Source organism: Moheibacter stercoris, assembly GCF_040545805.1.
Taxonomy (GTDB): domain Bacteria; phylum Bacteroidota; class Bacteroidia; order Flavobacteriales; family Weeksellaceae; genus Moheibacter; species Moheibacter stercoris.
Window position 1 is genome coordinate 65,606 of the sequence record NZ_JBEPMO010000006.1, and the last position, 15,527, is coordinate 81,132.

A 15,527-nucleotide genomic window follows, 5' to 3' on the forward strand; every position below is an offset into this window, starting at 1 on the left:
TAACCCCAAAATTAACTTAATATGGCTACGAAAAAAGCAACCCCAAAAAAAGATGCGCCGAAAGTTGCAGCAAAAAAAGATGCAGCAAAAACCTTGGATGATTTATTTGAAGATTGTTTAAAAGATGCGCTTTGGGCTGAAAATGCGGTGAAAGATGCATTGCCTAAAATGATCAAAAATGCGACATCTGCCAAATTGAAAACAGCATTGGAAGATCATTTGGTAGAAACAAAAGAACACGTTAAAATCATCAAAGAAGCATTCAAATCTATCAAAGTAAAAGCTGAGGAGGAAAAATGCGATGCGATACAAGGTATCTTGGATGAAGGGGAAGGAATTCTCGAAAGTACTGAACCAGGTCCAGTTCGTGACGCCGGAATTATTGCGGCTTGTCAAAAAGTTGAACATTATGAAATTGCATCCTATGGAACCATGGTGGCCTATGCCAAAGTTCTCAAACACAAAGAAGCGAGAGATTTGATCAAATCAATCTTGAAACAAGAAAAAGCGGCTGATAAACTACTATCCAAATTGGCAACATCTGAAATTAATTTAAAAGCAGATAAGTAATATACAAACGAATAATTTATCCGTTTATAATTTGATTAAAAGGAATATAACTATTTAGGCTATGTTCCTTTTTTGTATGAACATATGTAAAAATTTTAACAATTCTTTAAGAATTATTCCTATCTTTAAACTTAAATATTCAAACGAATGAAAAACTTACTTTCTCTTTTTCTTATTTCTTCTTTGATTCTTATCGGTTGTAAATCAGAAAAAGAATCCAAATTAATGGAAGTTAATCCTGAGTTCGCTGCCTATGTTTCGGCTTATTCTTCTGGATTAATTTCAACTCAAGGTACCATAAAAGTGATTCTTCAAGCTGAAATCCCTTTGGAAATCAATGAAGATCAATCATTAAAAAAAGAAATTTTCAAATTTTCGCCTTCTATCAATGGAAAAACTTACTTAGTTGACAATTTTACCCTAGAATTTAGGCCAGATAAAAAATTGAATCAAGGGGAAATCTATACAGGAAAATTGGACTTATCACCTATTTATCCCAAAATCCCAAATGAATTAAAAACATTTGAATTTCAATTTCAGGCCAAAAAACAAGACTTTTCGGTTACTTTAGAAGGTTTGCAAGATTCTCAGGATGGTCAAGGAAATTATCAATTTACAGGAGATCTTTTCACTTCAGATATTGCTAAATCCCAAGATATTTCCAAGATGCTAACCGTTTCTTACGATGGAAAAGCATTACCTGTTAGCTGGGATCATTCTCAAAGTCAACGTAGTCATCGTTTCACTATCAATGGAATTTACGCCAAAGCAAAACCAGAAAATTTAACCCTAAAATGGAAAGGTAGTTCAATTTATGCAGAGAAAAATCTAACTTCCGAATTCACAGTTCCAGAAAAAGGAAATTTCAGTATAACCCAAATCAAAGCTGTTTCCTATCCGGAACAATACATTTCCGTTAATTTTTCAGAAGCACTGCAAACTGATTTGTTTCTAGATGGATTGATTGAAATTACGAAAACCGACAAAAGCGAAGAATCCAATGATTATTACGGAAATTCATCGGGCAGCTACATCAAATCAACCATTATCAATGGAAATGAATTAAAAATTTATACATCGAAAAAAATTGGGGGCGAATATGCCATTCAGTTCTTCCCAGGAATTGCGAGTTCATACGGGAATAAACTTAGCCAACCTATCAAAGAAACCATCAATCTTATCAACCTACATCCGCAAGTAAAATTCATAGGCAGTGGAAATATCATCCCTTCGGCCGACGGAAAAGTAAATCTACCTTTTCAAGCCGTTGGTTTAAACGCTGTTCGGGTTGAGATTACAAAAATCTATGAAAATAACATTCACCAATTCTTTCAATACAATCAATACGATCAAGTCAACAATTTGAAACCTGTTGGGAAAAAAGTTCTATCCAAGGTAATTCCAATTAGCAATTCTGAAAACTTCAATAGCAACGAAATGAATGTTTATCAATTGGAATTGTCCAAGTTCATTGAACCAGAACCTGGAGCCATTTACAATATCGAATTCAAGTTTGATCAAAAATTTGCTGCTTATCCTTGTGCAGGTAATTCAAGCGAATTTTTAACCAGTCTTGAACCCAAAGAAGATGAATTTTACAAAGATTCTGAAATGTACGAATATGGTTATGATGGTTATTACGATTATTACGACTACGATTATTATTATCCCGAAGGATACAATTGGCAAGACCGCGATAATCCATGCACCGTTTCCTATTATACATCAGATAAAAATGTCAGCAAGAATGTGTTGGCTAGTAATTTGGGAATTAATTTTAAATTGGGGAAAGATAAAATTGCTCAAGTTGCCATAACCGATATTATTTCGGCTGAACCCATGGAAAACGTCACGATCAAAGCCTATGATTTGCAAAACCAATTAGTTGGAGAAGGAAGTACGGACGGAAAAGGTTTTGCGAATTTCGCTTTAACTCGTAAACCTTTTTTGGTAATTGCTGAAAAAAACAACCAAAAAGGATATGTAAAAGTTGACAATGGTTCTTCTTTATCCTTGGCCAATTTTGATGTGGAAGGCGAATCCTCATCCACTGGTTTGGGTGGATTTATATATGGAGAACGAGGTGTTTGGAGACCTGGCGACAAAATGCACTTAACTTTTGTGATGTACCAATCTTTGACTCAAATTTCCAATGAGCAACCTGCCATTATGGAATTAAAAAGTCCCGATGGTCAATTGATGCAACGAAAAGTCAATACCAATCCTATCAACGGTTTTTACACTTTTGAAATGGAAACTCCTGTTGATGCGAAAACAGGAAATTGGTCGGCTATCGTAAAAGTAGGTGGAATGAACTTCCATAAATCCTTGAAAATTGAAACCATCAAACCCAATCGATTAAAAATCAACACCCTCTTCCCTTCCGAAATTTTGACAAAATCAAGTTCAGGAGACGGATTTAAAATTAAATCCAATTGGCTAAGTGGTGCTGAAGCTCAAAATTTAAAAGCAACCATAACGGGAACATTGTTTACAGACGAAACATCGTTTAAAAATTTCCCTAAATACACCTTTACAGATCCTTCAAGATCTTTTCCACTGCAAGAATTGACCCTATTTGAGGGTGCTTTGAATAGTTCAGGCGAAGCCAATATTCCAACCAATATTAATTTCAGCAATCCCTCACCAGGTATGCTTAAATTAGGAATTTTCACCAAGGTATTTGAAACTGGCGGTGACTTTAGCACTTCGTATGTAACCAAAGATTTTTCTCCTTATAATTCTTATGTTGGCTTAGAAATTCCAACCAATAATGATTACTACGAAATGTTGGAAACGGGAAAAAATCATCGAATTAATATTGCTTCCGTTGACTTTAGAGGAAATCCTATTTCAAAAAACAACCTAAAGGTTTTCATTTATAAAATCAAAAATTCATGGTGGTACAATTCCAATCAAAACGATTTGGCCTATTATGTCAATCGTTCCTATGAATTTTTGAAACAAGAAAAAATAGTATCTACAGAAGATGGAAAAGGATTCTTTACGTTGAATATTCCAAATGACGATTACGGTAATTATTTCATCAGAGTTGTGGATCAGGAAAGTGGTCACGCCGCAGGAAAAACCATTTGGATCGATTGGCCAGATTGGAGAAGTCGATCTGATGGAAAATCAGAAAGTGCAGCAATCTTAACATTTAAGGCAGACAAAACTTCCTATGAAGTTGGCGAAATTGCTCAACTAACCATTCCGTCTTCGGTTGAAGGTCGTGCGATGCTAAGCTTTGAAAATGGAGTTAAAGTCCTAGATAGAAAATGGATTGATACAAAGGACGGACAAACACAGTTTGACATCAAAATCACTCCCGAAATGGCTCCTAATTTTTATGTTAACATTAGTTTAATTCAGCCTCATAGTGCAACAGAAAATGATCGTCCCATCAGAATGTATGGTGTAATTCCTATTCAAGTTGAAAATCCTGATAGACGACTAAATCCTGTTATCAAATCTCCTGAATCCATCCGTCCTAATGCCAATTTCACCGTTTCGGTTTCAGAAAAATCAGGCAAGCCGATGACCTACACTTTGGCTGTTGTGGACGAAGGTTTATTGGATATCACCAATTACAAAACACCTGATATTTATGGTCATTTCAACCAAAAACAAGCTTTGGGCGTGAATACTTGGGATATTTTTAATTATGTCTTGGGTGCTTATGGTGGACGAATTGAAAGCGTATTCACCATTGGTGGAGACCAAGCATTGGCAAATTCGAATAAAGAAAAAATCAACCGATTCAAACCAGTTGTGAGTTTTATTGGTCCTTTTACGATTGGAAAGGGAGAATCGAAAACTCATCAATTGAAAATGGAAAATTATGTTGGTTCAGTCAAAGTGATGGTTGTAGCAGCCAATGGACCTAGCTTTGGAAGTACGGAGAAAATCATGAAGGTGAAACAACCGCTCATGACACTAACCACAATTCCACGCGTATTAAATCCTGGAGACGAAATCACGTTGCCAATCAATGTATTTGCCATGGAAAATCATGTCAAAAATGTAAATGTATCGGTTAAATCCAATGATTTAATTCAATTCGTTGATGGGAATAATAAATCTCTGAATTTCGGGAAAATTGGAGATCAATTAGCCAATTTCACCATTAAAGTTTCTGAAAAATTAGGCAAAGCGACTCTAACTGTCAATACTGTTTCAGGTTCTGAAAAAACGTCTGAAGCCATAGAAATTGAAGTCAGAAGTCCCAATCCTCCTATGACTTTTACAGACACTAAGGAAATTCAAAGAAATCAGTCTTGGGCGATGAACTATTCTCCCTTTGGAATGACTGGAACAACCGATACAAAATTGGTATTATCCAATGTTCCCAATTTAAATTTGGATGAACGTTTAGGTTACCTCATCCAATATCCGCATGGATGTTTGGAACAAATCACATCCAGTGCATTTCCTCAGTTATATTTGGATAAGTTGACCAATTTGACAGAAAAGCAGAAAAGAGATATTCAAAATAATGTTCAAGAAGTTTTGAAAAAATTCAAATCCTACCAAAATCCAAGTGGTGGTTTGGGCTATTGGCCTGGAAATGGAGAATCCAATCAATGGTCAACCACCTATGCTCTTCATTTCGTTTTAAAAGCTGAATCACTCGGATACGCTCTTCCAGCTGGATTAAAAGATGGAATGATAAAGTTCCAGCAAAAAGTATCAAAAGATTGGAACGGATACAATGAACAATATTATTACAATGATTTGGACCAAGCCTATCGCTTGTATACGCTTGCATTGGCAGGGAAACCCGAAATGGGCTTGATGAATCGCCTCAAAGAGAAAAAGACCAATCTATCTACAATTTGGCGTTTGGCGGCTTCTTATAAGCAAGTTGGTCAAGATGCGATTGCTAAAAAATTGGTTTCCAAATTGGATACAAAAGTGAAAGAATACAAATTCAACGAATATACCTATGGATCTTCCTTGAGAGATGAAGCAATGATTTTGGAAACTTTGACTCTTTTGGGTGAAAGAGAAAAGGGATTGATCGTATTGAAAAGTTTAGCCTCCAGACTAAATTCTAATAGCTGGTATAGCACCCAAACTACGGCTTATTCTTTAATGGCAATCGCTGAATATTTAGGAAAAAACAAAATTGGAAAATCCATCAATGCTACGGTAGTAATCAATGGAAAAAGTTCAACTGTAACTTCTGAAAAATCCTTTGTAACCGTAGACCTTCCAGAAATGGCAGGAAATTTCTCAATCAAAGACAATTCGGGAACGGTATTATTTGCGGAATTGGTTCGAACGGGTGTAAGTATGAGCGAAACTATCCCTCAAGAAAATAAAAATCTGAACATGAGTGTAGTCTATTACAATCGAGACAATGAGGTAATTGACCCTACGAACTTGCCTCAAGGAACAGATTTCAAATGTATCGTAACGATTTCCAATCCTGGAATGCTAGGCAATTACAAAGAATTAGCATTGACTCAAATGTTCCCATCAGGATGGGAAATTATCAATACAAGACTGAACAATCAAGCTACTTCTTTTCAAAATTTAGGATTGAAATATCAAGATTTCAGAGATGATCGCGTGTATTCCTATTTTGATCTAAGAGCTGCTCAGCAAGTTTCCATTACGGTATTGTTAAATGCAACTTATCGCGGTAATTTCTATTTACCTTCGATGTATACAGAGGCAATGTATGATAATTCCATCTATGCCATAACTCCAGGAAAACGAGTAAACGTCAAATAAAAGCAAAAAAAAATCCGGTGATAATCACCGGATTTTTTATTTACATTTTCTAATTACTTAGTTGTTTTTGCTGGAGCTGCAGTAGAAGCTTTTCTACTTGATTCTTCTTTCAAAGATTGAGGAGCTATTACTTTGTTCACGTTTCTGCTAGATTCAGCTTTCTTCGCTTCTAGAGCTTTTGAATCTTCAGCTTTTTTAGATACAGCTTCTGCTTCTCTCTTTTTCAATTCTTCTTGTTTGATTGATTCTGCTTTTGTTTTAGAAGTAGTTGCATCCAAAGATGAAGCCTGAGGCTGAGCATCTACTCTCTTTTGCTGAGCAAATAAAACAGGCGCCGCAGCCAATGCCATAATTGCAATAATTTTTTTCATAATAAAAGATCTTGTTATAGTTAACTAATTTCAAATCTAATAAAATAAATGAAAAAATGAATAAAAAATTTCTCAATTAAAACCCAAAGAAAAAAAATAGCAAGTCTATAAGCCGGATTCTGTACTCAATTTGCATTAAGTCTTTGTCATTTATCTAGCCTTGTTGTTACCAACAAGATCAAACTGCCTACCCCTCGGCAACGGGCGAGCAACCCTTAACTACCGATATACATGGCATTGCACCACATAGAGTTTACCTGATTTCACTACAGCCGAACTGTACATCCTTTCTGTTGCACTTGTCCTATCCGCCGAGGCGGATGACGGGCGTTACCCGCTATGCTGCTCTATGGTGTCCGGACTTTCCTCCTCCCGCCGAAACGGAAAGCGACAAAGCGACTTGCTGGTGCAAATTTACGCAAATACTTTCTTCTCTTGAATCCAGTTCAATAATATATTTCCTATTTTTTCCGATTCAATTAAAAATCCATCGTGTCCATAAGAGGAATCAATTTCGTAATAAACGGAATTGGATAGATGTTCGGCTAAAAATTTTTGTTCGGCAGGCGGACATAATATATCGGATGAAATGCCCATAATTAATGTTTCTTGCGAAATTTCCTCAAGAATTTCTTGAACAGAATTTGCTCTTCCTCTTGCCAATTGATGCGTATCCATCAATTCGGTTAATTTATAATAGGTCAATGCATCAAATCGGTCGGCTAATTTCTGACCTTGGTACTGAATATAGGTCGAAGCGCGATGATTTTGAATGATTTCCAAATCAGTATCAGATTGCAATTCTTTGAATAAGGCATAATTTCGATAGGTCAACATCCCAATTCCACGTGCGGCTTTCAATCCAGCGTCACCTATTCCAATTTCTCCTTTGTCCCAATTTGGATCAGCCGAAATAGCCATTCGTTGCGCCGTATGAATTGCTTTTCCCCAAGCACTTTCTTCTGCCGAAGTAGCAATCAAAAACATATTTTGGATAGCTTCGGATTCCATTACAGCCCATTCCAAGACTTGATAGCCACCCATACTTCCTCCCATCAACAATTGAATCTTTTCAATTCCCAAATGGGCTTTCAAAAGTTGATGTGCTTTGACCAAATCCCGAATCGTTACCCAAGGAAAATCTTTTCCATATTTTCCTTGGGTATTCGGATTCATACTAGTCGGTCCCGTAGAACCATAACAACTTCCCAAAATATTGGCGCAAACCACGAAATATCGGTCGGTATCGATGACTTTCCCCGAACCTACCAAGCCATCCCACCAATCTGCAGCATCAGAGGAAGCCGTCAAGGCGTGGCAAATCCAAACCACATTTGTTTTCGTGGAATTTAATTCACCATAGGTATGATAAGCAATTTCGATTTCGGGCAAAATTGCACCCTTTTCCAAAAGAAATGAGTTTTTATGAGTATATAATTTTTTCATTTTGTGTGTTAATCAAATCTAGGTTTCGACAAAATTTTCTCCTCCTAGAATTCGTACAAATATACTGGGAAACCTTAAATTGCAAGGAATTAGAAACACACAAAAAATGGTAGAAATAATAGTCAATTATCACCACGCAAGTGATACCTATATAGCCGAAGATGCTCACGGAAATCAAATTACGTTTAAATCAGATCGCGAAGCGAATGATGCAATTCCTGTATCGCAAAATCGCACTATTGGTCCAATGTTGAGTCTTTTAATGGCTTGTGGAGCTTGTAGTGCAATCGATATTGTAATGATTTTAGGAAAACAGCGTCAAGAATTTTCAGAATTAAAAGTCATCGTTTCGGGCGAAAGAGAACAAGATGTTACACCCGCGTTGTGGAAAAAAGTTCGAATCGATTACCATTTAAAAGGTGATTTAGATGAAACCAAAGCGCATCGAGCTGCAGAATTATCGGTTGACAAATATTGTTCTGTTTTGGAAACCCTTCGTAGAGCAGGCGCAGAAGTGAGTTATAGTGTTTCATTGAACGATTAACCAATGGACAAAATAACTCAAGCCATCCGTACCCAATTAGGTCCAACTTCCGAAAAGGAACATTCCAATCCGATTTTTCTAACGAGTAGTTTCACCTACGAAAATGCGGAAGAAATGCGAGCTGTTTTTGCCGACGAAATCGATGCGAATATTTACAGTCGATTCATCAATCCGAACACCAAAGAACTCCAAGATAAAATGACGATTTTGGAAGGAACCGAATCCGCTTATGCAGTTGCATCGGGAATGGCCGCGATGTTTGCGACGTTTATGTCGCTTTTGAAACAAGGAGACTCTATCTTAAGTTGCAATGCGATTTTTGGAAGTACGCATACCGTTTTCACGAAATATTTACCGAAATATGGAATTTCCCACAAATATGTTCCAGTCAACGCGACCGCTGAAGAATGGGAAAATGCGATAGATGAAACCACGAAAATGATTTTCTTAGAAACACCAACCAATCCAGGATTAGATATCATCGATTTGGAAATGGTTGGAGAAATTGCCAAAAAACATAACCTCATTTTTGTGGTCGATAATTGTTTTGCAACACCGATCATTCAAACACCTAAAGAATTTGGAGCAGATATCATCGTGCATTCCGGAACGAAATGGATTGATGGTCAAGGTCGCGTTTTGGGCGGAATTATTTGTGGAAAAAAGGATTTGATTCACGAAATCTATTTGTTCAGCCGAAGTACTGGTCCTGCCCTTTCCCCTTTTAATGCGTGGATTTTGAGCAAAAGTTTGGAAACTTTGGACGTGCGAATGGAAAGACACGCATCCAATGCGAAATTCTTAGCGGAAAAATTGGAAAATCATCCAGCAATTGATTGGTTGAAATATCCGGAACTGCCCTCCCATCCGCAATATGAAATTGCGAAAAAGCAAATGAAAAATGGTGGTGGATTAGTAGTTTTCAACTTAAAAGGAGGATTGGAAGCAGGAAGAAAATTCTTGGACAAATTGCAGATTTTATCCTTGACTGCGAATTTGGGCGATACACGAAGCATTGCTTCGCATCCTGCGAGTACGACCCACGCCAAACTAACCGAAGAAGAACGAATGAAAGTAGGAATTACACCTGGATTGATACGAATTTCGGTGGGATTGGAACATCGGGAGGATATTTTGAAGGATATTTTGCAGGCTTTGAATTAAGTATTAAGACGTAAGTATTAAGTATTAAGATATTTATTTTTATTAAACCACATAGGTTTTGAAAACCTGTGTGGTTTTTTAATTCTTGGAAATAATTTTCACGAAACGTTCCTATGGAACGAAATCTATGTTTTATCTATTTTATTTACCGACCAATCGTTCCTACGGAACGGTAAATGGTATGACCATTATTGATTTATTGAATTTATCCCGTAGGGATATTTCGTAGGTAGAATCAAGTTGACGATAATCGTTAAATCCCGTAGGAACGATTCGTGAAATACCTAATTTAATTAGTTTTATGTTTTAAGAATTAATTATTCTTCAGAAGATAGTTTTTTGAATTTGGATTCATACTTAAGTAGGTATTCCTTTGGGAAATAAATCCAACCAGAAGCATATTCACATTCTAAATTAATTTCAATTTCATTTAGGGTTCTATACTCATCTGCAAAAACTAACTTATGCGTGTAACCACAAGGCATAATATCACTTCTTTTATTCAATTTCCACTGATTTTTCATTTTATTTAAAACTTTCAAATCATCCGTATAAAAATTCCCTTCAAAATATTTCTCATTGGCACCTTCCATAATTGAAAATACCATCAACTTTCGACCTTCTTTTAATTCTTTTTTTGGAAAAAATTGATATTCTGTGTCCAAATTTTCTCTACAACTGAATAAATTAAAGAATATCAAAATAACTATCAACAACTTGAATTTCATTATTTTATTTCCCTTTTATGGCTTTGATGATTCCTTCGAGGTTTTCGTTGAATTCCATCAGCTGACCAAAGACTTTATCGTCTTTTGCCAATCCGCCGTGTTTGTTGTTTTTCTTGAAAATCTCTTTGATTTCTTCCCAACGTTTTTGTTCGGATTCAGTCAATAATCCAGCGATTTCTTTGAGCTTCAACAAATTGCTTTCGGTATCGGCTGTCAAAGTTTGGGATTCACTCTCGTAATGTGCTAAGAGTAATTCATCGATTTCCTTTTCGTTCATCATTGGAACAACTTGCGTCACCAATTTGCTCATATTTCGATAAGAACCTTGCATTTTGAACGGTGGTTCTGTACGATACGAATCCTGCATCGAAGCAGAAAGAATATAGTTTTGGTTGACTTTTACGACCACCGAACGGATTTTCAAAATATGTTTCAAAACCGCAATGAAATCATCAACTTCTTGTTTCAAATAATTTCCTTCCAAATCGGGTAATTGCTCGGCATTGGTTTGCACAAAATCAATTAAGGCATAAAAATCTTTGAAAGATTTGCTGGCAATTTTCTCCAAATGCGGATTTTCAATGGCGGCATTTTCAATCAAACTTAAATTGAACAAATGTTCTGTATCGCCAATCACATCTCCCAAATTGTAGACATCGGCACGGTTGGCCAACATATCTGGAATTTGGAATTTGGAACCGCTTTCAGTATATGGGTTTCCTGCCATCACAATGCAGAAACGCTTTCCACGAAGGTCATAGGTTTTGCTTTCGCCTTCAAAAATTCCATCAATTTTACGTTGACCGTCAGCAAGCGAAATGAATTTCTGTAAAAACTCCGAATTCAAATGCTGAATATCGTCCAAATACAACATCACATTATCGGCCATTTCAAACGCCAAATTGATTTTTTTCAATTCTTCACGTTCGCCTGAAGTTTTGGCTTCCACAGGATCAATCGACGTAATGGAATGACCAATCGTTGGTCCGTTGATTTTCACAAAATGCAAGCCCATTGTTTTGGCCAAATATTCCATCAAGGTCGTTTTCCCATAACCTGGAGGCGAAATCAAGAGCAACATTCCCATTCGGGCGGTGCGTTTATTATCTCCCGCCGCACCCAATTGCTTGGCTAAATTATTTCCAATCAATGGGAAATAAACTTCGTTGATCAATTTATTTCGAACAAAGGAAGTCAATACTTTGGGTTCAAATTCATTGATTTTCAATTCCTTTTCATAGTTTTTACTGATCTCATTTTTCAATTTTAGAAAAGAATCGAATAAAGGAACTCGAACAGTAGTAAAATGATGTAACTTATGAATGAAAGCATGGTAGTCAAGAATTAGGTTTCCGTTGTCTAAAACCGAATGGTTTCCTTTTAAGTCTTTAATTTCAAGTTGATCTTTTCCAAAAATCAGTTCGTATTCGTCTTTCGGGAAAAGCAAATGGGTCGCTGTTTCTTCTATGTATTTTCGGTATTTTTCCGCTTCAGAATGTTCGTCTAAATAAGAATTCAACCAATTCAAAATCAAATGAAATTGATCTTCTGTACTGAATTGCTCGTTAACCAAATCAGCTTGAAATTCTTTCAAAGTTTTCTTCTTTTCCAATTCACGAAGGAATTCTTGTTTCAAATGATCGGCTGATTCGCTGAAAGCAAATTTTCCGTATAGGGTAAGCGTTTTGAACAAATAAGTAGCGATTTCTTTTGAATCAATTCCAACTGTATCCAAAGAAGTTTCCCAACTTTGGAATTCGTCTGCGATTTGATCCAATAAGTTTTGATAGCGATTTGATTTTGGAAATGATTTTAAAACCAAATTCGTGGAATGCATCAAGGCTTGTAGTTTCGTGCGTTTCTCATCGGACAAAGAATGCCAGAAAATTTGAGCAACCGCACGTAAATGCGCATCGTATCGCAACAAATCCAGTTTTTCATCCATCGAATGAATGGCTTCATAAATCTTCAACGCATCAAAATTGTGCACACCTTTTACATAATTCTCCGAATAATTTTGCTCAATGGTTTGATTGATGAATTGTTCCGCATTGAAATCGGATTTTCCTTTTGATTCTAGGAAAGTTTTATAGGTTAAAAATTCGGCTCGATAGACATCTTTTGTTTCGGAAATTACTTCCTGATCCCAAATATCTTTGAAATTTTCGAGTTCGGAATTTTTGACTTTTTGGTAAAAATTTGTTCCCGTTAAATGGAAAAACATTTCGCCATTTCGGTTGATCAACGTCAAGCTTAATGACTGATTGTTAACCGCGAATTTATGCTTCCCAAGTGCGATGATATTTTGTCCGTCAACGTATAATTCGGTTTTATCACGAAGAATTCGCAAAGCATCTTCTTGGGATTTTTTGAGTAAGTTTTCTAAATTTTCCGCTTTGGAAACGTCTTGAAGATTTTTCAAATCGGCAATCAATTGACGAATTTTATCGACCATCAAATCGGAAGCGAAAAAGCTTAAAATATCTTCACGTGAACCAAAAGTTTTGGATTTGTTTTCGATGTTTTTCAAAACGCGTAATCCAATTTGCTCCAAAGAAGAAGTTCGTTTGTTGATTTGCTCAACGATTTGTTCTCGCCGCGAATTGAATGCCTTGATGACCTCATCGCGTTTGTCGGCAATTTTCAAAGCAAAATCATCGAATTCGGAAAATTTACTTTCCAATTCTTCTAATTGAACAACTATTTTGGTGTAATATTCGTCCACCTTTTCTGCTGTAGTCGAAAGTTCCAAAAAGTTCGTCACCGATTGCTCCAACAAAGTCATTTGCGCACCAAACTCCGCAATGGCTTCGCTACTTTTAAGGGAATTCAATTTGCGGGTTAATTGCGCACGAACTTCATTTAGCGAAGCAAAAATCAAAGATATTTTCTCAATGATTTTTGTCGTTTGCGTCGCATCTTCAATTTTTAAACTGTTCAGAATGTCAATCAATAATTCCAATTCGGTAGAAATAGACGTATTGATTTCTTCCACCGCTTTGGCATCAAAAACTTTGGTGATTTCTTCGACTTTCTGCTTTTGTTCAATTACTTTCTGTTCGTATGGCAATAAAGCTTCGTCACGTAAAAGGAATTCAATGGTTTTTTCCGATAAATCTTCCGATTTCTCATTCAAATCGGCTAATAACTCATCTACTTTTTCACTATTCATATAGCGAACATTTTTCAAATCGATGAATTCACCTTGCAACCTACGTGCACTGGCCAATTGATTGACCAATTGATCCAAAGTCTCAATAATTGTGCTGTTGAGTTCAAATGTTAGATCTTCCAATTTCTTTTCTGAAACCTCCAAAAGTTCGGTTGCGTGTTTGCGTTGCGCCTGAACTTTGACAAATTCATCAATCGCCGTATTGGCAATTTCTTTGATTTGCGCCAAAGGTTCGCCTAAATTATTCAGCGAATCATCCTTGATCCAGAAATAGGAATCCACCAAAGACCCCGATTTTTTGAGGATATCTTCGTACAATCCTTCGTAACTATCTTCTTTGTTGATGAGCAAAACGACCTCTTGCGCCTCGGCCATCGCTTGTACAATTTGCTTGTTTCCTACTTTGTATAATGGATCATCTTTTCGCGATTCATTCTCTTTTAAAACTGCCATATACGGCGTTTCCCAAATTTGCACTTGGTGATGACGGGTTGCTTCTTCTTCGGTTCGGAAATAAATCAAACTTCCGTCTTTGAAAATCGTGAATCCATTGCAAATAATCGGTGTTTCAACGGATTGCTGGATGATGTTATAGGACAATAAAACAAAGGTATTGGTTTCCTTTTGCGCAAAAACATAGAGAAAATCTTCTCCGTTTGGTGAAGCAATTTTACGCAGGAAACTTAGATTTTCTAAATCAATATCGAAAACCTTATGCGTCCCATTTTGTAGGTAATATCCGTTGTTGAAAATGATCCCTTGGTTGTCTGGCAACAAAATTGCCGAAGAATTCAAGGACGGTAAATTGATGACTTCCTTGGTTCGTTGATTGAAAATATAAGCTCGAAAATCTTCCTGATAAGGTTTAATTCGAATGGCAATCATATTGCCTAAATCGGCATAGTAATATTCGGCATCGTCCAATTGTTGGTCGACATTGCTTACTTTTTCGGAATAAATTCCTTTGCCAGAATCGGTATTGTCTTCGATTTTGAAGGTAATATCGCCGTGAAGTGCTTCAATGAAAACTTTATCTAAAATCGAAATGTGGGAAAATTTACCCAATCGACGATCTTCTAGATTGGTTTTGTTCCAAGCGAATTCAAATTGTTCAGGTAAGCGCACTTCGTGAATGCTTCGGTCGTCCTGATAAATAAGTTTTCCATCTTTAATCAACCATTTGAAGGCTTTTAAATCGTCTGGACTTTTGCTGATTTGGAAAATCATATACAAATAATTTTCTGTCAGTCGAAATCTTGAGAAAATGGAATCTCGGTAGTATTTGTATAAGTTTTGATAGTCTGTCAGGAAATTCTCATCGTTGATTAAATCCAAAGATTGTGGAATGAACTGCGAACCATCGAACTGATATATACTAAAAACATCCTCCAATTTGATTTCGGTTCGCAATCCGAAATGAACGTTATATCCAAATATGCATATATCGTTCAGCGCAACGATTCCACGTGCTACACAGGTATTTTCTGTAGAGATTCGTTGATTGGATTTTAAGACGAAATTCGTGGAATTGAAAACTTCTTTTCGAGCTTCATTTAAGGAATTCAGTCGATTGACCAATTCTTCCTTCTGGGTATGAAGTCGCTTTTTGATGATTTCGTAGGTTCCGGAATCGAGTTGTATATGTTGATTTGTGTTTTCTTGCATAGTTTCTTGTTCTTCCCAATGTGATGCTTTGGGTTATTCTATGTTACCCTTTCAGGGTGGTAATTATTCTAAAATCTATTGCCTAAAAGGCAAATATATCTTTTGACCAAGGCAAAGCCTTGGTAGAT

At 36.4% G+C, this 15,527-nt stretch carries 9 protein-coding genes and 1 other RNA gene; 5 read left to right on the forward strand and 5 right to left on the reverse strand.

Features of this window, described 5'->3' with window-relative positions:
* Positions 1–21: 21 nt before the first annotated feature.
* Together ABID46_RS06725 and ABID46_RS06730 are read left to right on the forward strand one after the other, a co-directional pair.
* Positions 22–570 carry a YciE/YciF ferroxidase family protein gene (locus tag ABID46_RS06725; protein ID WP_354508362.1) on the forward strand — a complete coding sequence of 183 codons (549 nt, stop codon included), beginning with the start codon at positions 22–24 and terminating at the stop codon, positions 568–570.
* A 147-nt stretch (positions 571–717) separates the two neighbouring features.
* Complete coding sequence (locus tag ABID46_RS06730; protein ID WP_354508364.1) at positions 718–6,309, forward strand: alpha-2-macroglobulin family protein; 5,592 nt, start codon at positions 718–720, stop codon at positions 6,307–6,309.
* A gap of 53 nt (positions 6,310–6,362) precedes the next feature.
* On the opposite strand, the gene ABID46_RS06735 is transcribed toward ABID46_RS06730, so the two are convergent.
* From ABID46_RS06735 to metX, 3 genes are all read right to left on the reverse strand, one after another.
* Positions 6,363–6,680 carry a hypothetical protein gene (locus ABID46_RS06735; protein WP_354508366.1) on the reverse strand — a complete coding sequence of 106 codons (318 nt, stop codon included), beginning with the start codon at positions 6,678–6,680 and terminating at the stop codon, positions 6,363–6,365.
* A 92-nt stretch (positions 6,681–6,772) separates the two neighbouring features.
* Positions 6,773–7,087, reverse strand: an RNA gene (rnpB, locus tag ABID46_RS06740) — RNase P RNA component class A.
* A gap of 7 nt (positions 7,088–7,094) precedes the next feature.
* Positions 7,095–8,126: a homoserine O-acetyltransferase MetX gene (metX, locus tag ABID46_RS06745; RefSeq protein ID WP_354508368.1), complete on the reverse strand. Its 1,032-nt coding sequence runs from the start codon at positions 8,124–8,126 to the stop codon at positions 7,095–7,097.
* 106 nt (positions 8,127–8,232) lie between these two features.
* On the opposite strand from metX, the gene ABID46_RS06750 reads away from it, so the two are divergent.
* From ABID46_RS06750 to ABID46_RS06760, 3 genes are all read left to right on the forward strand, one after another.
* Complete coding sequence (locus ABID46_RS06750) at positions 8,233–8,670, forward strand: OsmC family protein (protein WP_354508370.1); 438 nt, start codon at positions 8,233–8,235, stop codon at positions 8,668–8,670.
* Between the two features lie 3 nt (positions 8,671–8,673).
* Positions 8,674–9,834 (forward strand): trans-sulfuration enzyme family protein, encoded by a 1,161-nt coding sequence (locus ABID46_RS06755; protein WP_354508372.1) that lies wholly within the window; start codon positions 8,674–8,676, stop codon positions 9,832–9,834.
* Between the two features lie 85 nt (positions 9,835–9,919).
* Complete coding sequence (locus ABID46_RS06760) at positions 9,920–10,063, forward strand: hypothetical protein (protein ID WP_354508374.1); 144 nt, start codon at positions 9,920–9,922, stop codon at positions 10,061–10,063.
* An 88-nt stretch (positions 10,064–10,151) separates the two neighbouring features.
* Here ABID46_RS06760 and ABID46_RS06765 read toward each other — a convergent pair whose 3' ends face one another.
* Positions 10,152–10,499, reverse strand: coding sequence for a hypothetical protein (locus tag ABID46_RS06765; RefSeq protein WP_354508376.1), 348 nt, complete (start codon positions 10,497–10,499; stop codon positions 10,152–10,154).
* A gap of 67 nt (positions 10,500–10,566) precedes the next feature.
* Entirely contained in the window at positions 10,567–15,399 is a 4,833-nt protein-coding gene (locus tag ABID46_RS06770; protein ID WP_354508378.1) for a DNA repair ATPase, read from the reverse strand.
* Between the last annotated feature and the right edge of the window lie 128 nt (positions 15,400–15,527).

Excerpts from the sequence above, each read along its gene's own strand:
- ABID46_RS06725 (WP_354508362.1), top strand. The coding sequence starts at position 22 with ATGGCTACGAAAAAAGCAACCCCAAAAAAAGATGCGCCGAAAGTTGCA.
- ABID46_RS06730 (WP_354508364.1), top strand. The coding sequence starts at position 718 with ATGAAAAACTTACTTTCTCTTTTTCTTATTTCTTCTTTGATTCTTATC.
- ABID46_RS06735 (WP_354508366.1), bottom strand. The coding sequence starts at position 6,680 with ATGAAAAAAATTATTGCAATTATGGCATTGGCTGCGGCGCCTGTTTTA.
- metX (WP_354508368.1), bottom strand. The coding sequence starts at position 8,126 with ATGAAAAAATTATATACTCATAAAAACTCATTTCTTTTGGAAAAGGGT.
- ABID46_RS06750 (WP_354508370.1), top strand. The coding sequence starts at position 8,233 with ATGGTAGAAATAATAGTCAATTATCACCACGCAAGTGATACCTATATA.
- ABID46_RS06755 (WP_354508372.1), top strand. The coding sequence starts at position 8,674 with ATGGACAAAATAACTCAAGCCATCCGTACCCAATTAGGTCCAACTTCC.
- ABID46_RS06770 (WP_354508378.1), bottom strand. The coding sequence starts at position 15,399 with ATGCAAGAAAACACAAATCAACATATACAACTCGATTCCGGAACCTAC.